At 65.4% G+C, this 23,729-nt stretch carries 16 protein-coding genes; 5 read left to right on the top strand and 11 right to left on the bottom strand.

All coding sequences use genetic code 11. From position 1 onward, the window contains the following. Positions 1–114 precede the first annotated feature (114 nt). Positions 115–1,308, top strand: a complete 1,194-nt coding sequence (locus JQ572_RS22120) for a CaiB/BaiF CoA transferase family protein (protein ID WP_211384946.1) — start codon at positions 115–117, stop codon at positions 1,306–1,308. 76 nt (positions 1,309–1,384) lie between these two features. Here JQ572_RS22120 and JQ572_RS22115 read toward each other — a convergent pair whose 3' ends face one another. The 9 genes from JQ572_RS22115 to JQ572_RS22075 all read right to left on the bottom strand — a co-directional run bounded on the left by JQ572_RS22115 (position 1,385) and on the right by JQ572_RS22075 (position 15,118). Next, a complete protein-coding gene (locus JQ572_RS22115) occupies positions 1,385–2,275 on the bottom strand; it encodes an outer membrane protein (protein WP_211384945.1) in 891 nt (296 codons plus the stop codon). A gap of 437 nt (positions 2,276–2,712) precedes the next feature. Beyond that, positions 2,713–3,585 carry an outer membrane protein gene (locus JQ572_RS22110; RefSeq protein ID WP_211384944.1) on the bottom strand — a complete coding sequence of 291 codons (873 nt, stop codon included), beginning with the start codon at positions 3,583–3,585 and terminating at the stop codon, positions 2,713–2,715. A 159-nt stretch (positions 3,586–3,744) separates the two neighbouring features. After that, positions 3,745–5,262, bottom strand: coding sequence for a tripartite tricarboxylate transporter permease (locus JQ572_RS22105; RefSeq protein ID WP_211384943.1), 1,518 nt, complete (start codon positions 5,260–5,262; stop codon positions 3,745–3,747). Positions 5,263–5,273: 11 nt separating this feature from the next. Next, entirely contained in the window at positions 5,274–5,816 is a 543-nt protein-coding gene (locus JQ572_RS22100; RefSeq protein WP_211384942.1) for a tripartite tricarboxylate transporter TctB family protein, read from the bottom strand. 167 nt (positions 5,817–5,983) lie between these two features. Then, positions 5,984–6,958, bottom strand: a complete 975-nt coding sequence (locus JQ572_RS22095) for a Bug family tripartite tricarboxylate transporter substrate binding protein (RefSeq protein ID WP_211384941.1) — start codon at positions 6,956–6,958, stop codon at positions 5,984–5,986. Positions 6,959–7,170: 212 nt separating this feature from the next. Then, positions 7,171–11,079, bottom strand: coding sequence for a beta strand repeat-containing protein (locus JQ572_RS22090; protein WP_211384940.1), 3,909 nt, complete (start codon positions 11,077–11,079; stop codon positions 7,171–7,173). A 536-nt stretch (positions 11,080–11,615) separates the two neighbouring features. Continuing rightward, positions 11,616–12,413, bottom strand: coding sequence for an enoyl-CoA hydratase/isomerase family protein (locus JQ572_RS22085; protein WP_211384939.1), 798 nt, complete (start codon positions 12,411–12,413; stop codon positions 11,616–11,618). A 42-nt stretch (positions 12,414–12,455) separates the two neighbouring features. Beyond that, entirely contained in the window at positions 12,456–13,655 is a 1,200-nt protein-coding gene (locus JQ572_RS22080; RefSeq protein ID WP_211384938.1) for a pyridoxal-phosphate-dependent aminotransferase family protein, read from the bottom strand. Positions 13,656–13,915: 260 nt separating this feature from the next. After that, entirely contained in the window at positions 13,916–15,118 is a 1,203-nt protein-coding gene (locus JQ572_RS22075; RefSeq protein ID WP_211384937.1) for a pyridoxal-phosphate-dependent aminotransferase family protein, read from the bottom strand. A 133-nt stretch (positions 15,119–15,251) separates the two neighbouring features. On the opposite strand from JQ572_RS22075, the gene JQ572_RS22070 reads away from it, so the two are divergent. The 3 genes from JQ572_RS22070 (at position 15,252) to JQ572_RS22060 (ending at position 19,493) form a co-directional block, all read left to right on the top strand. Then, on the top strand, positions 15,252–15,989 hold the full coding sequence (locus tag JQ572_RS22070) for a GntR family transcriptional regulator (RefSeq protein WP_211384936.1): 738 nt from the start codon (positions 15,252–15,254) through the stop codon (positions 15,987–15,989). Positions 15,990–16,096: 107 nt separating this feature from the next. Then, entirely contained in the window at positions 16,097–19,072 is a 2,976-nt protein-coding gene (locus JQ572_RS22065; RefSeq protein ID WP_211384935.1) for an FAD-binding and (Fe-S)-binding domain-containing protein, read from the top strand. Beyond that, complete coding sequence (locus JQ572_RS22060; protein WP_211384934.1) at positions 19,065–19,493, top strand: GlcG/HbpS family heme-binding protein; 429 nt, start codon at positions 19,065–19,067, stop codon at positions 19,491–19,493. The genes JQ572_RS22065 and JQ572_RS22060 overlap by 8 nt, the downstream gene beginning before the upstream one ends. 25 nt (positions 19,494–19,518) lie before the next feature. On the opposite strand, the gene JQ572_RS22055 is transcribed toward JQ572_RS22060, so the two are convergent. Both JQ572_RS22055 and JQ572_RS22050 read right to left on the bottom strand, forming a co-directional pair. Beyond that, a complete protein-coding gene (locus tag JQ572_RS22055; protein ID WP_211384933.1) occupies positions 19,519–20,301 on the bottom strand; it encodes an enoyl-CoA hydratase/isomerase family protein in 783 nt (260 codons plus the stop codon). Positions 20,302–20,429: 128 nt separating this feature from the next. Then, entirely contained in the window at positions 20,430–22,520 is a 2,091-nt protein-coding gene (locus JQ572_RS22050; RefSeq protein ID WP_211384932.1) for a molybdopterin-dependent oxidoreductase, read from the bottom strand. A gap of 252 nt (positions 22,521–22,772) precedes the next feature. Here JQ572_RS22050 and JQ572_RS22045 point away from each other — a divergent pair, with 252 nt between their 5' ends. Next, on the top strand, positions 22,773–23,729 hold the full coding sequence (locus tag JQ572_RS22045) for a Bug family tripartite tricarboxylate transporter substrate binding protein (RefSeq protein WP_211385371.1): 957 nt from the start codon (positions 22,773–22,775) through the stop codon (positions 23,727–23,729).

The following is a 23,729-nucleotide window of genomic DNA, read 5'->3' as shown; positions in this document are numbered from 1 at the left end:
GGCCTTGCATTCGACAGGCAGCATCCGCGTCGGCCCAGACCTGCCGCAGGATGCCTTGCCGCGTGGTCTTTCGGCACTATGGTAGGCCCGCAATCTGTCCCGGAGCCTTTCAAGATGCCCTTCCCGCATGCCTCGGATGCCCTGTCCCGCTTCACCGTGCTCGATTTGACCCGCGTCCGCTCCGGGCCCACCTGCGTGCGGCAGCTCGCGGACTGGGGCGCCAGCGTGATCAAGATCGATGCGCTGACCGAGGATGCCGGCGGCGAGCAGCCGGGCGGGCCGCGGCGCGGTTCCGACTTCCAGAATCTGCACCGCAACAAGCGGGCGATGACGCTGAACCTGAAGGACGAGCGCGGGCTTGCCGTGTTCAAGCGCCTCGCCGCCAAGGCCGACGTCGTGGTCGAGAATTTCCGGCCCGACGTGAAGAAGAAGCTCGGCATCGACTATGAGAGCCTGCGCGAGATCAACCCCGGCATCGTCTATGGCAGCATCTCCGGCTTCGGCCAGGACGGCCCCTATCACAAGCGGCCGGGCTTTGATCAGATCGCGCAGGGCATGGGCGGGCTGATGTCGATCACCGGCGCGCCGGGCGAAGGCCCGATGCGGGTCGGCATTCCCGTCGCCGACCTCACCGCCGGCCTGTTTTGCGCCATGGGCATCCTCACCGCGCTGCTGGAGCGCGAGGTCTCGGGCAAGGGCCAGTGGGTGCAGACTTCGCTGCTCCAGGCCCAGATCTTCATGCTCGACTTCCAGGCCGCGCGCTGGCTGATGGAGAAGGAGGTCGCCAAGCAGGCCGGCAACAACCACCCGACCAGTATCCCGACCGGCGTGTTCAGGACCTCGGACGGCTACATCAACATCGCCACCACGGGCGGGCGGATCTGGGAGCGTTGCGCACAGGCGATCGGCGCGCCCGAGCTTTACAGCCATCCCGACTACGCGACGGCCCCTGCCCGTTCCAAGAATCGCGACGCGCTCAACGCCGAGATCGAAAAGCGCACCGTGACGAAATCGACCGACACCTGGGTCCGCGAGCTCAACGAGGCCGGCGTGCCCTGCGGACCGATCTATGCCATCGACCAGATGTTCGAGGACGCGCAGGTCAAGCATCTCGGCATCGCGCAGGACGTGCCAAACGACGAGGGTCGCCACATTCGCCTGGTCGGCCAGCCCGTGACCCTGTCGCGCACGCCGAGCAGGATGGTGGCGCGGCCGCCGGAATTCGGCGAGCAGACCGACGAGGTGCTGAAGGAGTTCGGCTTTGGCACCGAGGAGATTGCCAGGCTCCGGGACGCCAAAGTGGTGTGAGCGCTCGCTCGAGGCCGCCAACGAAAGAGCCCGGCGCTTGCGCCGGGCTTTTTGATGTGCGGAGCAGCGCCCGCTCTCACGTGCCGCTGAAGCGGTAGTTCACGCCGAAGCGCAGGATGTTGTCGGTGACATGCGAGCGATAACCGACCACCAGAGGCGCGCCGCTGAGCGCGATCACGGGGGTCGCAAACGAGCCCGAGACGGTTCCGAGATCGACATGGAGATATTCGAGCCTGGCGCTCCAATTGTCGGCGAAGGCGCCTTCGATACCGGCACCCGCGCTCCAGCCGAGTCTGGTCGTGCTGTTGCTGAAGCTCGCCGAAACCGGCGTGAATGTTCCGCCGTCTGCGCCCGGGAAGCCGCCGACATTGATCGCGCTCACGCTGCCGGAGGTGGAGACGCGGCCATAGGCAAGACCGCCGGTGCCGTAGAACAGCACGCGCGGCGCCACCGCGACGCCAAGCCGGCCTCGGACGGTGCCGAACCAGTCCAGCTTCTGGGCGAGATTGAACGCAACAGGCAGCGCGGGATCGAACGTGTTGTCACCGCGATGGCCCGGCGTGCAGACGCCGTCCTGCAAACCGGCCGGTGCGCCCGCGCACAGCGCATCGAGACTGCCCTTCTGGCCGCCACCCTGGAAATCGGCCTCGAGGCCGACCACGAACATCTCGCGCTGCCAATTAAAGCCGATCTGTCCGCCGCCAATGACGCCGTTGAGATCGAACTTGCCGGCGCCGGAGCTCAGCAGCGTGCCGCCCCTGCTGTCGATGAAGTCCGCATTGGTGGCCGAGCGGCCCCAGCCATAGCCGACATTGAGGCCGGCATAGAAACCGCTCCAATTGTAGCCGGGATCGACGGCCACCGGCGGCGCCTTGGTATGGATGTGCGGCACCGCGAGATCGGCGGCAAGGGCGGGCGGCGCGAGCAGCATTCCGACCGCGGCCGCAAGCAGCAAAGTTCGTGTCATCAATTCTTCCCTCGACAAACGGCGTTGCCTGTTCGCCTGCGCGCAAGATGCGCCGGCGATTCAGTGCGGCGACACTAGGGAAGAGCGCATCGCTCCGCGTCGTGCGAACGAAGGTCAGTCGTTTGCAGGATGCAGGTCCGCGATCGCCTGCGCGAAGCAGGCGCGGGCAATTCGCGTGATCGCGAAATCACCATTGTTTCAGCGGGTTTTGGTGCGGAGATGAATTTTGCGAAATGACGCGATGGCACCGCAAGGCGCTCGATCCGGACAGCTGCGGCCTTCCGATCAGCGCAAATGAAGCTGCGGGCGTGGCAGGGTCGCAACAGATCGGTCGCGTCGTCCGATCGTCGGCCCTGCGCCATTTCCGGAAATCAGGACAGAAACGACAAAGCCCGGCGCGAGCCGGGCTTTGCTTCTTGTAGACGCCTTTGTTGATCTTAGTACCTGGCGACCACCGGACCAGCGAACTGATAGTTGATACCGGCGCGCAGGATGTGGTCGGTGAAGTGCGAGGACACGTTGGCGCTGATCGGCAAAGCGGGCGACAAGGTGAACGGGCCGGAGGAGAAGCGGCCAAGATCCATGTAGAGGTACTCGAGCTTGGCGCTCCAGTTCTGGGTGATCTTGCCTTCGATACCCACGCCGGCGGTCCAGCCGGCGCGCGTGGTGGAGCTCGAGCCGACAGAGCCGATCGGCACGCCGGCGGCGTTGAACCCGGTCATCGTGCCCGTGGTCTTGATCTCGCCGAAGGCCAGACCGCCGGTGCCGTAGAACAGCACCTTCGGGGTTGCCAGGATGCCGACGCGGCCGCGGAGCGTACCGAACCACTGGAGGCTCTGATCGACGGTCAGGGTCGTACCGGCCAGACCGCCGGCGGGAAGGAAGGTCAGGCCGGGAAGACAGACGCCGCCGGCGGGCGCGACGGTGCCGACGCAGGAGTAGCCGGCGCGGCCCTTCTCACCCGACCACTGCAGGTCACCCTCGATGCCGAACACCCAGTTCGAACTCTGCCAGTTGTAGCCGGCCTGGCCGCCCGCGATGCCGCCGTTCATGTCGAACGAGGCATTGGTGATCGAGCCGGCGGGAGGCGCGATCGGAAGGCCGGTTACCGGGCTGAAATAGGAGACGTCGGTGCTTGAACGGCCCCAGCTATAGCCGCCATTGCCGCCGACGTAGAACCCGGTCCAGCTCCAGACCGGATCGACCATGACCGGAGCCTTCACATAGGGCCTTGCCGCCAGGTCAGCAGCCATTGCACCCGTCGCGAACAGCGACATCGCCGCTGCCAGTCCAATCACGATCCGCTTCATGAAAATTCCCTTTCCGCACAAATTCGTGATGAAAACATAAGCTGGGGGGCGCTCAAGGGCTGTGCCGGGGCAGCAACAACCGGAAACAATCTGGGTGTGTCATACCTAGGACCAGGACGACATGGCGCCTATAGGTCTGACTCCAGAGAGGATTTCCGCCTACCGCGGCGCCGGCCTGGGCCCCTGCGACAATCCGACGCGGGACAGCAAAGCGTCGATCACAGGCCAGAACAGCAGCACAATCGCCAGGGTCGTGATCGAGCCGACCAGGCCGTTCGACCAGAACACCTTCAGGTTGCCGCCGGAGCCGATCATCGACAGGCGGAAGGCATCCTCGGCCCGGTTGCCGAGCACGAGCGCCAGGGTGAACGGCGCAAGCGGAATGCCGATCTTCTTGAAGACGTAGCCGACGACGCCGAAGCCGAGCATCAACCAGATGTCGAACATCGCGTTCTGGATCGCATAGGCGCCGATCGCGCAGGAGACCACGATCATCGGCGCCACCGCGGCGAACGGCACGCGCAGGATCGAGGCGAAGATCGGCACCGTCGTCAGCACCAGCACGAGGCCGACGACGTTGCCGAGATACATCGAGGCGATCAGGCCCCAGACGAAGTCCTTGTGCTCGACGAACAGCAGCGGGCCGGGATTGAGGCCCCACACCATCAGGCCGCCGAGCAGGATCGCTGCGGTGCCGGAGCCGGGAATGCCGAGCGCCAGCATCGGCAGCAGCGCCGCGGTGCCGGAGGCATGCGCCGCGGTCTCGGGCGCGAACACGCCCTCGATGCGGCCCTTGCCGAAGCTCTCGGGATCCTTCGAGAAGCGCTTGGCGAGGTTATAGCCCATGAAGGACGCCGCGATCGCGCCGCCCGGGGTGATGCCGAGCCAGCAGCCGATGAAGGAGGAACGCAGCAGCGTCACCCAGTATTTCGGCAGGTCCTTCCACACGCTCAGCACGACGCGCAGCGAGATGCTGGCGGCATGTCCGCGCAGCGCCAGGCGCTCCTCCATCGTCAGCAGGATCTCGCTGATGCCGAACAGGCCGATGACGGCGACGAGGAAGTTGATGCCGCGGAGCAGCTCGGCCGAGCCGAAGGTCATGCGCAGATTGCCCGACACGGTGTCCATGCCGATGCCTGCGAGCAGGAGCCCCAGCGACATCGAGATGACCGTCTTGTGCTTGGCCTCGCGCCCGAGGCCGACGAAGGAGCAGAAGGTGAGGAGATAAACCGCGAAGAACTCCGGCGGGCCGAACTTCAGCGCAAAGGACGAGATCATCGGCGCGAGGAAGGTGATCAGGAGCACCGCGACCAGCGAGCCGATGAAGGACGACGTGAACGCCGCGGTCAGCGCCTCCGCCGCCCTGCCCTGCTGCGCCATCGGATAGCCGTCGAACGTGGTCGCGACCGACCAGGCCTCGCCCGGAATGTTGAACAGGATCGAGGTGATCGCGCCGCCGAACAGCGCCCCCCAGTAGATGCAGGACAGCATCACGATCGCCGAGGTCGGATCCATCGTGAAGGTGAGCGGCAGCAGGATCGCGACGCCATTGGGGCCGCCGAGACCGGGCAGCACGCCGACGAAGATGCCGAGCACCAGCCCGACCATCATCAGCAGCAGCGTCTTCCACGTCAGCAGGACGGCGAAGCCGTGAAGCAGGAGACCGAAAGCTTCCATCGCGGGTCCGCCTAACGGCCGAAGGCCGCTTCGAGCGGCCCTTTCGGCATGATGACGTCGAAGGCGACGTCGAAGGTGACGAACATGATCGCCGTGAACAGGAAGGCGGTGAGCAGCGACTTCCACAGCGCGATCTTGCCGACCAGGCGCATGAAGCCCGCGATCAGGAGGAAGCTCGCGACATAGAGGCCGAGGAACTGCGTCACCAGGCAGAACAGCAGCGTCGGCACGAACACCGCCATGACGCGGCGGGCCTGCGCGCGCGTGACGAAGGTCTCAGCTTCCTTGCGATGCGCGGCGAGCGCCACGACCAGGCCATAGAGACTGCCGCCGCCGAGAATGACGGAGAGGTAGAACGGGAAATAGCCGGGCTCGGGCCCGGTCGAATCCCAGGACGCGCCGGTGCGCCAATTGTCGTAGCCGAGCGTGGCGGCGAGCGCGAACAAGACAAGGCAGACGACGATCTCGATCGTGCCGGAGCTGACGACGGATGGCGAATCGTCCTCGGGCGCGGTCGGATCGTCGACGACGATTTCAAGATCGGTTTGGGACATGAACTCTGGTGCAAGTCTGGGAATTATTTACCTCTCCCCATTCTTGCGGGGAGAGGTCGGCGCGAAGCGCCGGGTGAGGGGCTCTCTCCACAGGCTCGACTCGTGGAGAGAGCCCCTCACCCCTGCCCTCTCCCCGCAACAACGGGGAGAGGGAGAAGAGAGACCGCTTACTTCGCGACGAACCCGGCTTCCGTCATCAGCGCCTTGTTGGTTGCATCGTCCTCCTCGAGGAATTGCACCATGTCCTTGCCGGTGATGAAGATCGGCTTAAGCGCCTGCTTCTCCATGTAGTCCTTGTACTCCGCGGTCTGCGTCACCTTGTGGAAAAGCTCGACATAGAATGCCTGCTGCTCCGGCGTGACCTTGCCGGGCAGGAACATCGCGCGCAGCATCAGGTACTGGACGTCGATGCCCTCCTCCTTGCAGGTCGGGATGTCGGCCCAGGACTGGGTATCCGTCACCTTGCTGGTGTAGGAGATCCGCTCCTTGTCGAACACGCAGAGCGGCCGCACCTGGCCCGCGCGCCAGACTTCGAGGTTTTCGGACGGGTTGTTGACGTTGGATTCGGTGTGGTTGCCGACGAGCTGGGTCGCCGCCTCGCCGCCGGACTTGTAGGGCAGATAGGAGAATTTCGCGCCGGTCTTCTGCTCGAGGAAAATGGTCAGCACATGATCCTCTCGCTTGGAGCCAGTGCCGCCCATCTTGAACGGCGCGCTCGCCGCCTTCGCGGCCGCGACGAATTCCTTCACCGACTTCGGACCCGCGCTGTTGTCCCACAGCACGAACTGGTCGAGCGCGATCACCGAGACCGGGGTCAGCTCACGCCAGTTGAACGGGATCTTGGCCGACAGCGGCAGCATGTAGATCAGCGAATAGGCGATCAGCACCTTGTTCGGATCGCCCTCGCTGGACTTCATGTACATCAGCGCTTCCGCGCCCGATGCGCCGCCCTTGAGCGAGACCACGATCGGCTGCTTCATCAGATTGTTCTTCTGGATGGCCGCCTGCATCATCCGCGCCATCTGGTCGGAGGCGCCGCCGGCGCCCGCCGCAACCACGATCTCGACGGGTTTGGCCGGCTCCCAGCCGGCAAAGGCCGGCGCGCCGCAAAGCACGGCCGCCAGCGTGACCGCGGCCTTCATTCCATGTCCCACAGCGCGTCTTCCCTATGTTATTGTTCGGATTGGAAATTCAAAGGTGAATTCCGCCGCCATTGTGCTGGCGAATCCGGCCGAGTTCAAGCTGTCCGATGTCATCCCTCTTATGACTTTGGAATGAGATTGGGCATGACGCAAAAGGCGCGGGCCCCTTTCGGGACCCGCGCCTCGGCTTCGGGAAGCTCGCCCGCCGCGGCCTACACGACCAGTATGTCGTGCTGGTTGAGCATCACGCCGGCCTGGACGCTGAGCAGGGCAACCGCCGCTCCCTGCGTCCCGTCGGCGCTGTAGTAGAGCGTCTGGTTTGCCGTGTCGAAATGGAACTGGGAGAAGCCCGAGAGCACGTCGTCACCGGAGGTCTCGAACGTCACGTTCGTCCCCGCCGTCAACCCGCCACCGAAGCCGCTCGCAGAGACGGCGATACGGTCCTGCTCGGTGGTGTTGTTGAAGTCGCTGACCGCGCTCGGTCCGGACGGCTGGAGGAAGGCGAAGGTGTCGTTGCCGCCGCCGCCGGTCATGACATTGCCGCTGGCCGTGGCGATCAGCACGTCGTTGCCGCCGCCTCCGCTCATCGTCTCGGTCCCGTTGCTGGCGATCAGGATGTCGTCACCGCCGGTGCCGGTCAGCGCGGTCGCGCCGGCCGCGTTGTTCATGATTGTGGCGGTCGCGGTGTTGGACGAGGTCGTCATCCCGTCGGAGGCCGTGTAGCTGAACGAGCCGCCGAGCGTTGCGTCATCGCCGAAGAAGGCATCCCCGAACTTGAAGGCACTGCCGCCCGAGCTCGTCGTGATGCTGCCGAGCGAAAGATGGTCGATGGTGTCGGGGTCGGTGTCGTTCAGGGCGAGCGCCCAGTTCGGGATCTGCACCGTTGCATTCGTTCCGACATCGGTGATCACCGTTTCGCTGACCGCAGTCGGCGCATCGTTGGTGCCGTTGATGGTGACGGTGACGTCCTGCGTCGTCGACCCGCCATTGTCGTCGGCAATGGTCACGAAATAATCCTGCGTCAGCGTCTGCCCCTGCGCCAGGAACTGGATGTCGGAATTGTCGACCGTGAAGTGCCAGGCCACGGATCCGGTGCCGCCCGCCTCGCTGACCGGATCGAGCGAGAACGTGCCGACGTAACCGCTGCCGTTCGGCAGGAAGCTCGCGCTGTGCGTATCCCCCGTCTCGGCGTCGGAGAACGACAGCGAGCCCGCCGTGGATTCGGTTGCCGGTCCCGTCGCCGGATTGACGTTGACGGAATCGAGGATCATGCCGGAGGAATCGTCCTCGTAAGAAAACAGCAGCTCCGTCGAGGACAGGGCGGCGTCGCCGATGAGATCGAAGGAATAATGGTTGACGCCGGCCGGCACCTGACTGAGCGACAGGATCGTCACGCCGTCCCACGACATCGAGAACGGCGTGTTGACGCCCTCGGCATCGCCAACGAGATCGAAGCTGACGAAATAGTGCTGGCCGGGCGTGGTCGCGACATTCTGCGACAGCGTCTCCGGGCCGCCGCTCGTCGGCAGGAGCTCGGCCGAATAGTGGCCGAAGCTGCCGCCGAACTCCAGCTGCGCCACGTGGATGTGGCTGCCGCTCACCGTCCAATCGGCAAGATTGCCGGTCTCGAAATCGCCGTTCAGGATCACCGGCGGACCTGCGTCTTCGGTGACCGATCCGCTGAGATTGGCCGATGTGACCAGCGGCTTGTCGTTGGCTCCCGCGATGTCGAAAGTCAGGGTGGTCGAGGCCAGATTGCCCTGGCCGTCATCGACCGTGAAGGTGAACTGATCGGTGACGTCGTCGCCGGCGTGCAGCGCGTCGACCGACGAATCCGCCACATAGCCGTAGGAGCCGTCGGCGTTGAGTACCAGCGTTCCGTGCGCGCCGGCCACCGAATGGCCGACATTGGCGGCGCTGCCGTTGACCTCGGTGACGGTCCGCGGCGTGCTCAGGTCGACCGGCTGGTTGACGTCGAAGAGGGCGCCGGTTGCGAGTGCCACACCGGCATCGGGGCCGTCGGTATCGGATATGGCAACGGCTACCGGCGTCAAGACCAGCGGATCGGCCGCACCGTCGATGGTCACGGTGACGATCTGGGTCGCGTTGGTGAAGCCGTCCCAGACGTTGACGTCATATTGCACCGTCAGCGTCTCGCCGACGCTGAGGAAGTCGAGATCGGCGTCGGCGATGCTGAAAGTCCAGTCGATGCCGCCGATTCCGGTCCCGGTGGAATCATTCAGCACCGTGGAGAGCGCCGACTGGAGGTCCACCAGCGTCTGGCCGGGGATGGCGAAACTGTTGGCCGACCACACCGCCGAATCCACCACCACGCTGACCGAATGCGTATCCGCCAGATCGACGTCGTTGAAGCCCAGCGTTCCCGTCGGCACCGGGCTCGTGGTGTCCGGCGATTGCGATCCGGTCACGCCCGGCTGCTCGGACAGCGAAGCCGATCCCGGTCCGCTGGTCATGACGGGCCCATCGTTGGCGCCGGTGATGACGACGGAGACGGTCTGCGTCGAGCTGGTCGAGCCGTCGGCGACCTTGATGTCGTAGTTCACCGTCAGCGTCTCATTGAACGCAAGATAATCGAGGTCCTGGTCGGCGATCGCGAAATTCCAGTCGATGCTGCCGGTGCCGGTGCCCGTGGAATCGTGCAGCGTGGTCGTCAGCGCGGCGGCAAGGTCTGCCTGCGTCGCGGCCGGCGGCGTCGGCCCCGAGGTCGAGCCGAGCGTGACCGTCACGGTGTGCGTGTCGCTGATGTCCTGGTCGGTGAAAGCGAGCGTGCCGGCCGGAATCGTCGGCGTCGTATCGGGCGCGGACGAGCCCGTGGTTGCATCCTGCTCGGCCACGGTGGAGGATTCCGGATCGCTTGTGATCACGACGGGATGGTTGGTGCCGAGGATCGTGATGGTGACGTCCTGGGTGGTGGAGCCGCCTTGACCGTCGTCGACCGCAACGTGATAGACGAGCTTGAGTGTCTCGCCGCCGTTGAGGAAATTGGCGGAGGAATTGGGAAATGCGAAATTCCAGTCGACCTCGCCGATCACGTGGCCGGTCGAATCCTGAAGCGAGGTGCCGAACGCAGCCAGGAGCTGCGCATCGGTCAGGGGTATCGAACCGCCGCCCGAGCGGGTCGCCGTAACCGTCGTCGAGACGGTATGCGCGTCGGCGAGGTCGATGTCGGCGAAGACCAGGCTGTCATGCGCGGTGAGATCGCCGGTCGGACTGACATTTTGATCCTCGACGAGAGCGGCCGATTCCGGGCACGACAGGAACACCGGCTTGTCGTTGGTGCCGACCACGGTCACCGCGACCGTCTGGGTCGAGATTCCGCCGGCATGGTCGTCGAGCTGCACCGTGTAGGTGATGTCGAGATGCTGGCCCGCCGCGAGATAGTCGAAGGCGAGATCGGGCGCCGAGAAGGTGGTGTTGATGGTGCCGGTCGAGGAACCGGACGTCTTGACGACGTTGTCGACGTGGAAGAACGCCATCAGCTCGGCGTTGCCAAGCGAACCGGGCAAGAGGCCCGCGGTGGCGCCGGAGGCGGACACGCCGATCACGGTCGCGGTGTGCCCGGTGTTGGTGAGATCGTCGTCGGTGAAGGTGAGCGCCACGTGAACCGTATCGGGCCAGAGCGACAGCGTCTGGTTGGTCTGCTCGGTGACGGTCGCGGCCGCCGTCATGTTGATCACCGGCTTGTCGTCGGTGCCGGTGATGGTGATCTTGACGGTCTGGATCGCGAAGCCGCCATGGTTGTCGGAGACCTTGACGTCGTAGGTCAGGACCAGCGTCTGGTTCTTGGCAAGGAAGTCGAAATCCTGGTCCTGGTCGCTGAAGCTCCATTTGAGCTGGCCGTTGCCGTTTGAATCGCTCAGGATCTGCGATTGCATCGCAGTCTGGAAATGCGCAAGCGAGGTTGCAGGAATGATCGTCCCATTGGACAGCACCGCGGACTGCAGCGTCGACGACGTCGTATGGGTGTCGGTCTTGTCGCTGTCCTTGAAGCTCATCGTTCCGGAGAGCGTGTGCAGCGTGGTCGAGTCGTCCAGATTGGCGAATTCGGTGAAGCTGCCCGCCGCGGATGACGAGGTGAAAATCGGCGTGTGATTGGTCATGGAAAAATCCCTGCCTGCGTTGCCATGAAGGCGTCACCGCACGAGCACGCGGCGGCGCGACTAGTCGGTCCGAGAGATCAGACGTGGCTTAAGAGTCGTGACTCAACAGTCTTGATTCGCTTGGCTTGTTCGCGAGGCCGTGCCTGGCGTGGGGATGGTGAGCAGCAATGAATTCTGGCGCGGTTCGCGTCGACGAAACTTACTTCGCTACTTTTTCAGTTCAATTTCAGTTCAATGACGTCCGGTTGCAGGACGATCGGCCGGAACGCTTCACACAAATCACGTCACTCGATGCGATCGGCCGCTCGGAAAAACGAGACGGTGGAATGCAACCTTCGCGATCTTATGCCCGAGCCTGTCATGCCGTCAACGTGAACGCGTAGGTGCGGGCGCACACAATCGCGGTTCCGGGGACCGGAACCGATTGAAAGGTTTGTGACAATTTGGATTACGCGAAACGACTGACGATTGGCGTCCGCAATCGCTTCGGCTTTCGTGCAGCCCATGAAGGCGGGCGAAGGAGCCGACGGTACGGGCTACTTGCCCTTCCAGTTCGGCGTGCGCTTGTTGAGGAAGGCGTCCATGCCCTCGCGGAAATCTTCGCTCATATAGGCCTTGAGGATCAGGTCCTCGCCCTCTTCGCGCGACAGCGTGCGGCGGATGCGGCGGACCGCTTCCTTGGTCGCTTCGAGCGTGAGCGGCGCGTGGCTCGCGACGAGCTTTGCGGTCTCGTCGGCGCGGCGCTGAAGCGTCTCGACGTCGGGCACGACCTCGTTGAGCAGGCCGAGCGCCAGCGCCTCCGGCGCCTCGACCAGCCGCGCCTTGAAGATCATATCCTTGGTGCGGGCAGGTCCCACCAGCGAGACGACGCGGCTGATGTTGGACATCGACAGGCAGTTGCCGAGCGTGCGCGCGATCGGAAAGCCGATGCGCGTCGTCTCAGTCCCGATGCGGAGGTCACAGCAGGCCGCGATGCCGGCGCCGCCGCCGGTGCAGGCGCCGGCGATCGCCGCGATCACAGGCACGCGGCACTGCTCGAGCGTGCCGAGCACGCGGTCGATGCGGGCCTCGTAATCAAGCGCGTCCTGCGCGGTCTTGAAGGCGCGGAATTGCGAGATGTCGGTGCCGGAGGCGAACGCCTTGTCCCCGGCGCCGGTCAGGATCAACGCCTTGATCGAGCGGTCGGCGTTGATCTCCTGGCAGATCTCCGCCATGCGGTCATACATGGCGAAGGTCATTGCATTGCGCGCCTGGGGGCGGTTGAAGGTGATCCGCGCGATGCCGTCCTGGACGGAGTAGAGCAGGTCTTCGTTCGTCGTCGTCGGTGCGTTCATCGCGCGCTCACTTTCTAGGTTAGTTTCGGGCCACCTGGGCCTTTAAGCCACCTGGGCCTTGGCCATCGGCACCACGTCGCGTCCCTTGAGGACGTCCATGGCCGCCAACACGCCGCCGCTTCGGTGCGGAATCTTTGCAAGATCCAGGCCCATCTCGACGCCGGCGAGCGTGCCCATCAGCATCAGATCGTTGAAATGGCCGATATGGCCAATGCGGAACACCTTGCCCTTGACCTTGTTCAGGCCCGTGCCGAGCGACATGTCGAAGTTTTCCAGCACCACCTTGCGGAAGGCGTCGGCATCGTGTCCGTCAGGCACGCGCACGCCGGTCAGCGCCGGCGAATGCGCGGCGGGATCGGCGCATTGGGTCTCCAGGCCCCAGACCTTGACCGCGGCGCGGGTCGCAGCGCTGTGGCGCTTGTGCCGGGACCAGACGTTCTCCAGCCCCTCCTCCTCCAGCATCTTCACCGCCTCGCGCAGGCCGTAGAGCAGATTGGTCGCGGGCGTATAGGGGAAGGTGCCGAGCTTGTTGAAGCTGATGACTTCCTGCCAGTCCCAATAGGAGCGCATGCCCGGATTGGCCTTCGCCACAGCGAGCGCCTTCTCCGAGACGGCGTTGAAACCGAGACCCGGCGGCAGCATCAGGCCCTTCTGGGAGCCCGCGACCGAGACGTCGATGCCCCAGGCATCGTGCTCATATTCCATCGAACCGAGGCCCGAGATGGTGTCGACCATGAGGAGGGCCGGATGCTTGACGCGGTCGAGCAGCTTGCGCACCTCCAGCGGCGGGGTCACGCAGCCGGTCGAGGTCTCGTTGTGGACGACGCAGACCGCCTTGATCGTGTGCTGCTTGTCGGCGGCAAGGCGCTTCTCGATCTCGGCGAGATCGGCGCCGTGGCGCCAGTCGCTCGGGATGAAGTCGACGTCGAGCTTGAACTTGTCGGCGATGCCGCGCCACAGCACGGCGAACTGGCCGGTCTCGCACATCAGGACCTTGTCGCCGGCCGAGAGCACGTTGACCATCGCCGCTTCCCAGGCGCCGGTGCCGGACGAGGGGAAGATGATCACGGGCTGCTTGGTGCGGAACACGCGCTGCATGCCGGTGAGGACGGCGAAACCGAGCTCGGCGAACTCCGGACCGCGATGGTCCAGCGTCGGCATGTCCATCGCCCGCAGCACCCGGTCGGGCACGTTGGTCGGTCCTGGAATCTGTAAGAAATGCCTTCCAGTATGCACGGTCATCGGCGTCCTTCCCGGTCTAGCCTTGGTTTTGATGGCCGCCGAATAGCACCATTTGACCGGCTTGTCCCCTCTCCAAAGGGCGACTCCCATGCAGAAGCGGCGGACCTCCGCCGCCCCCTACTCCGCGGCCACCACCTTGCCGGACGGGAGAGGCTCCTCGGCCTCCGCCGCGCGCGAGCGGCGAGCGGCCGCGTGTGCCATGGGGCCCGCATCCCTCCCTGATCACTTCCTATGATTTCGGCCGCGTGTCCCGCGCGGCCTTAAGTGCCGACCACTTTCAGATGCGGCGACGCATTGCCCTGCGGACGCTGCTCCAGCAGCTTCATCGCGACATCGACGCCGCCTGAGCGGTGCGGCACGCCCGCGACCGACAGGCCCATCTCGACGCCGGTGAGCGCACCGAGCAGCGTCAGCGCATTGCATTCGCCGAGATGGCCGATCCGGAAGACCTTTCCGGCGACCTTCGACAGGCCCGAGCCGAGCGACATGTTGTAATTGTCGAGCACGATCTTGCGGAACTGGTCGGCATCATGTCCCGGTGGCATGAGCACCGCGGTGAGCACCGGCGAGAATTCCGCCGGCTCCCGGCAAAGGATCTCGAGCCCCCAATGATTGACGGCGGCGCGTGTCGCGGCAGCCAGCCGCTGATGGCGCGCGAACACGTTCTCGAGCCCTTCTTCGAGCAGCATCGCGATCGCCTCACGCAGGCCGTAGAGCAGATTGGTCGCGGGTGTGTAGGGGAAGAAGCCGTTGGCGTTGGGCTTGAGCATCTCCTCCCAATCGAAATAGGAGCGCGGCATCCTGTTGGTCTTCGCAGCGGCGCGCGCCTTCTCCGAGATCGCGTTGAAGCCGAGGCCGGGCGGCAGCATAAAGCCCTTCTGCGAGCAGCTGACGCTGACGTCGACCTTCCACTCGTCGTGGCGGTAGTCGACCGAGCCGAGCGAGGAGATGGTGTCGACCATCAGAAGCGCCGGATGGCCCGTGCGGTCGATCGCAGCACGGATCTCGCCGATGCGGCTGGTCGCGCCGGTCGAGGTCTCGTTGTGCACGACCATCACGGCCTTGATCGCGTGCGCCTTGTCCTCGGTGAGTTTTGCTTCGACCACCGCCGGGTCGGCGCCGCGGCGCCAATCGCCGGGCACGAAATCGACATCGATACCGAAGCGGCCCGCCATTTGCCGCCACAGCGTGGCGAAATGGCCGGTCTCGACCATCAGCACCTTGTCGCCCGGCGACAGCGTGTTGACGATCGCCGCCTCCCAGGCGCCGGTCCCCGACGAGGGGAAGATCACGACCGGACCGGCGGTCTGGAAGATTTTTTGGCTGCCTTCGAGCACGGCGCGGCCGAGCTCGCCGAATTCCGCGCTCCGGTGATCGATGACGGGCATGTCCATGGCGCGCAGGACGCGGTCGGGGACGGGGCTTGGGCCCGGAATCTGAAGAAAATGGCGTCCCTGATGCATGAAAACCTCCCTGTCGGCGGGTTATGGCCGGCCCTGCGAGCTATTTTGCATTCATTTTTTGTCCTTTCAATCGAAATTTGGTATTCGATTGTGGACGTCGACGCGATCAAACGGGCAAACTACTGTGCTGCAAATGAAATCCACGATTCCCGACACCGGGGTTCCGATCGCCCCGCCCGCCGGCAACGGCGGCGACCGCCAGGAGGCCTCGCTCCATGGCGAGATCCTGCTGCGGCTGCGCGACTATGTGGTCGAGGGCAATATCGCCGAGGGCGCGCGCGTTCCCGAGCGCCGGCTCTGCGAAATGTTCGGCATCTCCCGCACGCCCTTGCGCGAGGCCTTGAAGGTGCTCGCCGCCGAGGGGCTGATCGAGCTATTGCCCAACCGCGGCGCACGCGTCCGCCAGCTCAGCCAGCGCGACCTCGAGGAGCTGTTCGACGTGATGGCGGGACTGGAGGGCCTCGCCGGGCGCCTCGCCTGCGAAGCCATCACGGATGAGGAAATCACCGCGATCGAGCAGCTGCATTACGAGATGTACGGCCACTATCTGCATCGCGACATGCACGGCTATTTCCAGACCAACCAGCGCATCCACGAGAGCATCGTCGCGGCCGCCCGCAACGAGACGCTCAGGACCGCCTACGCCAATTTCGCCGGCCGGATCCGCCGTGTCCGCTACTCCGCCAATTTCGCCCGCAAGCGGCAGCGCTGGGCGGAAGCGATGCGCGAGCACGAGGCCATCCTCGATGCGTTGCGCCGGCGCGCCGCAAGTGAGCTCAGCGACATCCTGTTCCAGCACCTGCGCAACAAGCGGAGTGCGGCGATCGATCACCTGACCGAGCCCCAAGGCGAGGCGCCCGCCTCGCCTTGAGGGCCAGCCGGCTTGCTCATTTTGAATTCATAATATAATCGGTCGTGAACAATAATGGATAACTCAGCAAGGCTGAGCCACCTCGCTGGATCAGTCCGGGATCAGGGATGACAAACGCCTCCACGCTCGAACGACGCCTGCGCGCGGACATGACCGGCGACGTGCTGTTCGACGGCTTCAGCCGCGGCCGCTATGCCACCGACGCCTCGTTCTACCAGATCATGCCGGCTGGCGTGGTCGTGCCCAGGACCATGGACGAGGCGCTGCGGGCGCTGGCGATCGCCCGCGACGAGGGATTGAAGGTCACCCCGCGCGGCGGCGGCACCTCGCAATGCGGCCAGACCGTCAATGACGGCCTCGTGGTCGATCTCTCGAAGCACCTGAACCGGATCCTGGCGCTCGACGTCGAGGGCCGCACCTGCGTGGTCGAGCCCGGCATCGTGCTCGACGACCTCAACCGCCAGCTCAAGAAGCACGGCCTGTGGTTTCCGGTCGACGTCTCCACGGCCTCGCGCGCGACGATCGGCGGCATGGCCGGCAACAATTCCTGCGGCGGCCGCAGCTTGCGCTACGGCACCATGCGCGACAACACGCTGTCGATGGAGGCCGCACTCGCCGACGGCACGCTGGCGCACTACGGCGAGGTGTCGCGCGATCTTTCCGACGTCGATCCCGGCAACGGCGCCCGCGCGCTGTTCCGCGACATGCTCGATCTCGGCACGCGCGAGGCCGAGGAGATCGCGGCCCGATTTCCAAAAGTGCAGCGCCGCGTCGGCGGCTACAATCTCGATGCGCTGGTGCCGCGCAATGCGCGCAACAACATGGCGCACCTTCTCGTCGGCTCCGAGGGGACCCTGGCCTTCACCACCAAGGTCGAGCTGAAGCTGTGGCCGGTGATCCGCAACAAGGCGCTCGGCATCTGCCATTTCGGCAGCTTCTACGAGGCGATGGACGCGGCCCAGCATCTGGTCAAGCTCAAACCGATCGCGGTCGAGCTGGTCGACCGCACCATGCTCGCGCTCGGCCGCGACATCGCGATGTTCCGGCCCATCATCTCCACCGCCATCAAGGGCGATCCGGATGCCGTGCTGGTGGTCGAATTCGCGGAGGAGGACCAGGCGGACAACCTCGTCCGCCTCAAGCAGCTCGGCGAGCTGATGGACGATCTCGGCTTCGGCTGGAGCAAAGACAAGCGCAAATGGGGCGGCGTGGTCGAGATCACCGAGCCGGCGCTGCAGGGCGGCATCGCCGATTTCCGCGCCGCCGGCCTCAACGTCATGATGTCGATGAAGGACGCAGGCAAGCCGGTTTCCTTCGTCGAGGACTGCGCGGTGCCGCTGCCGCATCTGGCCGACTACACCGCGCGGCTGAACGAAGTCTTCGCCAAGCACGGCACCAGCGGCACGATGTACGCCCATGCCTCCGAAGGCTGCCTGCATGTGCGTCCCGTGCTGAACTTGAAGCTGGAGAAGGACGTCAAGGCGATGCGGGCCATCGCCGAAGAGGCCTTCGCGCTGGTGCGCGAGTACAAGGGCTCGCATTCCGGCGAGCATGGCGACGGCCTGGTGCGCTCCGAATTCCATGCGACGATGTTCGGCGAACGCCTCGTCGCCGACTTCAGGGAAGTGAAGCAGCGCTTCGATCCCGACGGCGTGCTCAACCCCGGCAAGATCGTCGATGCCCCGAAGATGGACGACCGCTCGCTGTTCCGCTACCGGCCGGACTATCGCGTCGGCGAGTTGAACACGAAGCTCGACTGGTCCGCATGGCCCGGCGCGGGCGGCGGTTTCCAGGGCGCGGTCGAGATGTGCAACAACAACGGCGCCTGCCGCAAGCTCGAGGGCGGCGTGATGTGCCCGTCCTACCGCGCGACGCGCAACGAGAAGGATGTCACGCGCGGGCGCGCCAATACGCTACGCCTTGCGATCTCCGGCCAGCTCGGGCCCGATGCGCTCTCCTCCGACGAGATGATGGAGACGCTGAAACTCTGCGTCTCCTGCAAGGCCTGCCGCCACGAATGCCCGACCGGCGTCGACATGGCCAAGATGAAGATCGAGGTGCTGGCCGCGCGCGTCACCTCCCACGGCCTGACGCTGCGCGACCGGCTGGTCGGCTATCTGCCCCGTTATGCCGGCCTCGCGGCGCGCTTCGCGCCGCTGGCGAATTTACGCAACCGCAGTCCGCTGCTGCGAAAGCTGTTCGAGCGCTTTGCCGGCATCAGCGCACGCCGCGCCCTGCCCGCTTTCCGCAGCGACGTGTTCGTGCCGCCTGCGGAAACGGTTGGTCCGGAGGCCGGCCGCGAGGTGGTGCTTTTCGCCGACACGTTCAACCGCATCTACGAGCGCGAGAATCTCGACGCCGCGCTGCGCGTGCTCACGGCCGGCGGCTACCGCGTGCACATGCCGAAGCCCGCGAGCGGCAGCCGGCCGCTGTGCTGCGGCCGCACCTTCCTGTCCGCCGGACTCGTCGACGAAGCGAGGTCCGAGCTCGACCAGATCGTCGCCGCCTTCGCGCCCTTTGCCGCGCGCGGCGTGCCGATCATCGGCCTCGAGCCGAGCTGCCTGTTGACGCTGCGAGACGAGTTGGCTTCGCTGCGCCAGGGCAATGACGCCAAGGCCGTCGGTGCCCACGCACTGACGTTCGAGGAGTTCCTGGTGCGCGAGGCCGAGGCCGGCCGGCTGCGACTGCCGCTCGGCGCCGTCGCCGACAAGGCACTTGTGCACGGCCATTGCCACCAGAAATCCTTCGGCGCGTTCAAGCCGGTCGAACAGGTGCTGCGCCTCGTCCCCGGCCTGAAAGTCGAGACCATCGAATCGAGCTGCTGCGGCATGGCCGGCGCCTTCGGCTATGGCGCCGACACGTATGACGCCTCGATCGAGATGGCCGAGCTGTCGCTGCTGCCCGCCGTGCGGCGCGCGGACCAGACGACGCTGGTCGTGGCCGACGGCACCTCCTGCCGGCACCAGATCCACGACGGCGCGCAGCGCGAGGCGCTTCACGTCGCGCGCGTGCTGGCGATGAGCCTCGATCGCGCCGAAACCAACTCCACTTCTCTCGCTGAAAAGGAAACCAGCCATGGCTGACCTCACGCTCGACACCGCCCGCAAGATCCTCGATGCCGCCTTTGCGAAGGCCGGCGAACTCAAGCTGAAGCCGCTCGTCGTCACCATCCTCGACGCCCGCGGCGTGCTCAAGATCGCCGCGGCCCAGGACGGCACCAGCCTGATGCGCGCCGAGATCGCGCACGGCAAGGCCTACGGCGCGCTCGCGCTCGGCATGGGTTCGCGCGCCCTGTTCCAGCGCGCGCAGGAGCAGGCCTATTTCATCGACGCGGTGAACACCATCGCCAGGGGCGCGCTGGTACCGGTCCCGGGCGGCGTGCTGATCATGGACGGCACGACCTTGCTCGGCGCGGTCGGAGTTTCCGGCGACACGTCCGACAATGACGAGGCCTGCGCGGTCTCCGGCATCCAGGCAGCGGGGCTGAAGGCCAACGCGGGCTGAGGTCGCCGCTCCTGTCGTAACCCCCTTACCGACCCGTCCAGACCGGCTTGCGCTTCTCGCCGAAGGCCTTCAGCCCTTCCTTGGCGTCCTCGGTCATCGCGAGCAGCGCGATCTGGCTTTCGGTGTAGGCGATGCTCTCGTCGAACGACATCGAGGCGATCGCACGCATGGCGTATTTGCCGCGGCGGATCGCGGTCGGGGATTTGTCGACGATGCGGCCGATCAGCCAGTCGACCTTGGCATCCAGCTCGGCTGCGGGGACGACGTGGTTGAGCAGGCCAGCTGCCTGCGCCGCCTTCGCGTCGAACGGCTCGCCGGTCAGCGCCCATTCGTTGACGAGCCGCGGCGGAGCGATGGACTGCAGCAGGCTCAACACCTGCATCGGGAACACGCCTACCTTCACCTCCGGCAGGCCGAAGATGACGTGATCGGCCGCAACGGCCATGTCGGTCATGCACAGCAGGCCCATGCCGCCGGCCATGCAGACGCCGCCGACGCGCGCGATCGCCGGCTTGGTCGCGTTCTGCGACAACCGCAGCAGATCGGCATAGTCGACATTGGGCCTGGAATGATCCATCGCGAAGGCCGCGCCGGAGTTCTGCAGATCAGCTCCGGCGCAGAACGCCTTGTCGCCCGCGCCCGTCAGCACGATGACGCGGACATCCCTGTCGTCATGCGCGTCGCGATAGCCTTTGCCGATGCCGGCGATCACGTCGCCGTTCAGCGCATTGCGCTTCTCCGGCCGGTTGATGGTGATCCAGAACGCCTGCCCGCGCTTCTCGGTGATGACGCTCGTTGTGTCGGTCATGACGCCGCTTCCTTAGCTTTCCGTTTTGCTGCCATTTGCGGCAGCGCGGGCGCAAGGTGCAAGGGGCAATCTGCGGCGAGACGCCGCTTTAGCGCCTCGACACAAATATACGGGCGATCAAGGCCCGCTCAGGCGGCGACCGCTTTCCTGATCCACACCTTGTTGTCGTGGAACGCGGCCCCGCCGATCGGCGCGATGGTGTCCGCGCCCGTCAGCATGTTGATGCCGCGATCCCCGATATGGCTCTTGTTGGGATGAACGGATTCCGCGATCAGCACGCCGCGCCGCACGCCCTCGAACAGTGTGGCAATCAGCGTGGTCTCGCCGCGGGTGTTGCCGAGCGTCACCGCATCGCCGTCGGCGATGTCGAGGGAGGCTGCATCGAGGGGATGGATCATCACGCTCGCCCTGCCCTCGCGCGCCTGCGAGGACGGCGTCTCGTTGAAGGTGGTGTTGAGGAAGCTGCGCGAAGGGCTGGTCGCAAGCCTGAACGGATGAGCCTGGTCGGCGTGCTCGATCACCGCCCAATGGTCCGGCAACGAAGGCATCTTGTCGAAATCGCCCATCGTCCGGCCGAACGGCGGATGCGCCCAGTCGGCCCTGAAGTGGAATTTCCCGTCGGCATGGGCAAAACCGTCGAGATAATGCGAGGTGCGGAAGTCCGGCTGCAGGTCGCGCCAGAGATCGGCTTCGAGGCCGGCGATGTCGCCGTGGTCGCTGAGCTTCAGCGTCGCGTCGATCAATTCGCGCGGCGTCAGCTCGAAACCCGGATGCGTCGCGTCAAGCCGCGGCGCCAGCGCCTGCAACAGCTGGTGGTTGGAGCGGCACTCGCCGGGCGGGTCGATCAGCTTCGGGCCGACCGAGATGTGCTGGTGGCCGCCGCCGTAATAGAGATCGTCATGCTCCATGAACATCGTCGCCGGCAACACGATGTTGGCCATCTGCGCCGTCTCGGTCATGAATTGCTCGTGCACCGCGACGAACAGATCCTCGCGCGCGAATCCCTGCCGCACCAGCGCCTGCTCCGGCGCCACCGTCATCGGGTTGGTGTTCTGGATCAGCATCGCCTTGACCGGCCCCTTTCCGAGCAGGGCCTCGGCATCGCCGGTAAGGATGCGGCCGATCTGCGACTGGTCGAGCGCGCGCGTGGTCTGGTCGATCGCGTCGTGGGCTTCGATGAGCGATTCGTCGAAGTGCCACAACGCGTAATTGTTGAAGAAGGCGCCGCCGCCTTCATATTGCCAGGCCCCGGTCACCGCGGGAATGCAGAGTGCCGCATGCATCTGCGTCGCGCCGTTGCGCGAGCGGGTGAAACCGTAGCCGAGCCGGAAGAAGGTCCGCTGGGTCTCGCCGACCAGTTTGGCAAACGCCTCGATCTCGGACACCGGCACGCCTGTGATCGCGGAGGCCCATTCCGGCGTCCGGGTCTTCAGATGCGCCTCGAGCTCGGCGGGGCAATCGGTGTATTTGTCCATGTAGGCGCGGTCGGCATGGCCGTCGCGGAACAGGACATGCATCACGCCGCAGGCAAAGGCACCGTCGGTGCCGGGACGCAGGAGGATCTTGATGTCCGCCTGCTTCATGGTCTCGTTGTCGTAGATGTCGACCGCCGCGATTTTCGCGCCGCGCTCCTTGCGCGCACGGGCGGCGTGCGTCATCACGTTGACCTGCGTGTTGACGGGATTGGTGCCCCAGATCACCACGAGATCGGACACTGCCATCTCGCGCGGATCGACGCCGGCGATCTTGCCGGTGCCGATCGCAAAGCCGATGCGCCCGACATTGGCGCAGATGGTCTGATAGAAGCGCGAGTATTTCTTCACATGCGTGAGGCGGTTGAGGCCGTCGCGCATCACCAGCCCCATCGTCCCGGCGTAGTAATAGGGCCAGATCGATTCCGCGCCGAACTCGCGCTCGGCCTGATTGAAGCGGTTGGCGATCTCGTCGAGCGCCTCGTCCCAGGAGATCCGCACGAACTGCCCGGAGCCCTTCGGCCCGGTGCGGCGCATCGGATAGATCAGCCGCTCGGGGTGATGGATGCGCTCGGCATAGCGGGCGACCTTGGCGCAGACGACGCCGGCCGTATAGGTCTGCTTCTTCGAACCGCGAACGCGGCCGATGCTGCGGCCTTCGACCACCTCGACATCGAGGGCGCAGGCCGACGGGCAATCATGCGGACAGGTCGAATGGCGGATTTCGATCTTGGCGTGCTGGTTCATGCCCGATTTCGTAACACCAAAATACCGGTCCGCCGAGGGCATTTATCCGGCAATGCCCATGCGATTTGCTCAAACCACATGCGACGCGGGTTCCTGCCGCGGCCGCGAAATACGGCCCGGTCACACCGAAACCGGCCCGATATTCCCGGCACGATCGGCCAAGTGAGGCGTCGACAGTCCGCATCCCCTGCCGCTACAGTGCCGGCCAACAAGAACGATATCAGGGAGGTGGGTGTGACGGCCCGACAACTCATGCTGGCGCTGGCCGCCGGTCTGCTCACCACATTTCCCGCAGCTCCGTCCCTGGCGCAGGACTATCCCACCCACACGGTGCGGATCGTCGTGCCCTTCGGCGCCGGCGGGCCGGCCGATGTCGCCGCCCGGCTGATCGGCAACGTGCTCCAGGAGAGCTTTGGCCAGCCCTTCGTGATCGAGAACCGCACCGGCGCGGGCGGGGTCATCGGCACGGTCGAAGCGGCGAAGTCGCCGGCCGACGGCTACACGCTGCTCATGATGTCCAACACCCAGACCGCGAACGAATCGCTGCTGACGCCGGACCAACGCAAATACGAGCTGATGCGCGACCTCGCACCGATCGCGCCGGTGAACTATTCCGATCTCGTCATCGTGGTGAACCCGCAGGTTCCGGCGAAGACGCTGCAGGAGTTCATCGCGCTCGCCAAGGCGCAGCCGGGCAAACTGAACTACGCCTCCTCCGGCCAGGGCACGCCCTATCACATGGCCGGCGAGCTGTTCAAAGCGATGGCGGGCATCAACCTGGTCCACGTGCCCTACCGCAACAGCGGCGAGGCGCGCAGCGGCGTGATCGGCGGGCAGGTGCAGATGATGATCGACGCGGTGCCGGCGATGGCGCCGAACATCGCCGAGAACCAGGTCCGCGCCCTCGCCACCACCGGCAAGCAGCGCTCTGCGGTACTGCAAAGCGTGCCGACCGCGATCGAGGGCGGCGTACCCGGCTACGAGGCGACGATCTGGCTTGGCCTGATGGCACCGACCGGCACGCCGAAGCCAATCATCGACAAGCTGAACGCCGCCGTGAACGCAATGGTGAAGCGGCCCGACATCGTCAAGCTATGGACTGAGCAGGGTGCCGTGCCCATGTCGATGACGCCGACGGAGTTCGACAAGTTCCTGCGCGGCGATATCGAGAAATGGGCCGACGTCGTCAAGAAGTTCGACAAGTCCTGA

This window comes from Bradyrhizobium sp. SZCCT0153 (assembly GCF_018129995.1).
In the GTDB taxonomy this organism is placed as follows: domain Bacteria; phylum Pseudomonadota; class Alphaproteobacteria; order Rhizobiales; family Xanthobacteraceae; genus Bradyrhizobium; species Bradyrhizobium japonicum_G.
This window is presented reverse-complemented; position numbering and strand designations above follow the sequence as displayed.

Excerpts from the sequence above, each read along its gene's own strand:
- JQ572_RS22065 (WP_211384935.1), top strand. The coding sequence starts at position 16,097 with ATGACAAACGCCTCCACGCTCGAACGACGCCTGCGCGCGGACATGACC.
- JQ572_RS22110 (WP_211384944.1), bottom strand. The coding sequence starts at position 3,585 with ATGAAGCGGATCGTGATTGGACTGGCAGCGGCGATGTCGCTGTTCGCG.
- JQ572_RS22075 (WP_211384937.1), bottom strand. The coding sequence starts at position 15,118 with ATGCATCAGGGACGCCATTTTCTTCAGATTCCGGGCCCAAGCCCCGTC.
- JQ572_RS22060 (WP_211384934.1), top strand. The coding sequence starts at position 19,065 with ATGGCTGACCTCACGCTCGACACCGCCCGCAAGATCCTCGATGCCGCC.
- JQ572_RS22105 (WP_211384943.1), bottom strand. The coding sequence starts at position 5,262 with ATGGAAGCTTTCGGTCTCCTGCTTCACGGCTTCGCCGTCCTGCTGACG.
- JQ572_RS22085 (WP_211384939.1), bottom strand. The coding sequence starts at position 12,413 with ATGAACGCACCGACGACGACGAACGAAGACCTGCTCTACTCCGTCCAG.
- JQ572_RS22120 (WP_211384946.1), top strand. The coding sequence starts at position 115 with ATGCCCTTCCCGCATGCCTCGGATGCCCTGTCCCGCTTCACCGTGCTC.
- JQ572_RS22080 (WP_211384938.1), bottom strand. The coding sequence starts at position 13,655 with ATGACCGTGCATACTGGAAGGCATTTCTTACAGATTCCAGGACCGACC.
- JQ572_RS22050 (WP_211384932.1), bottom strand. The coding sequence starts at position 22,520 with ATGAACCAGCACGCCAAGATCGAAATCCGCCATTCGACCTGTCCGCAT.
- JQ572_RS22090 (WP_211384940.1), bottom strand. The coding sequence starts at position 11,079 with ATGACCAATCACACGCCGATTTTCACCTCGTCATCCGCGGCGGGCAGC.
- JQ572_RS22070 (WP_211384936.1), top strand. The coding sequence starts at position 15,252 with ATGAAATCCACGATTCCCGACACCGGGGTTCCGATCGCCCCGCCCGCC.
- JQ572_RS22045 (WP_211385371.1), top strand. The coding sequence starts at position 22,773 with ATGCTGGCGCTGGCCGCCGGTCTGCTCACCACATTTCCCGCAGCTCCG.
- JQ572_RS22095 (WP_211384941.1), bottom strand. The coding sequence starts at position 6,958 with ATGAAGGCCGCGGTCACGCTGGCGGCCGTGCTTTGCGGCGCGCCGGCC.
- JQ572_RS22100 (WP_211384942.1), bottom strand. The coding sequence starts at position 5,816 with ATGTCCCAAACCGATCTTGAAATCGTCGTCGACGATCCGACCGCGCCC.
- JQ572_RS22115 (WP_211384945.1), bottom strand. The coding sequence starts at position 2,275 with ATGACACGAACTTTGCTGCTTGCGGCCGCGGTCGGAATGCTGCTCGCG.
- JQ572_RS22055 (WP_211384933.1), bottom strand. The coding sequence starts at position 20,301 with ATGACCGACACAACGAGCGTCATCACCGAGAAGCGCGGGCAGGCGTTC.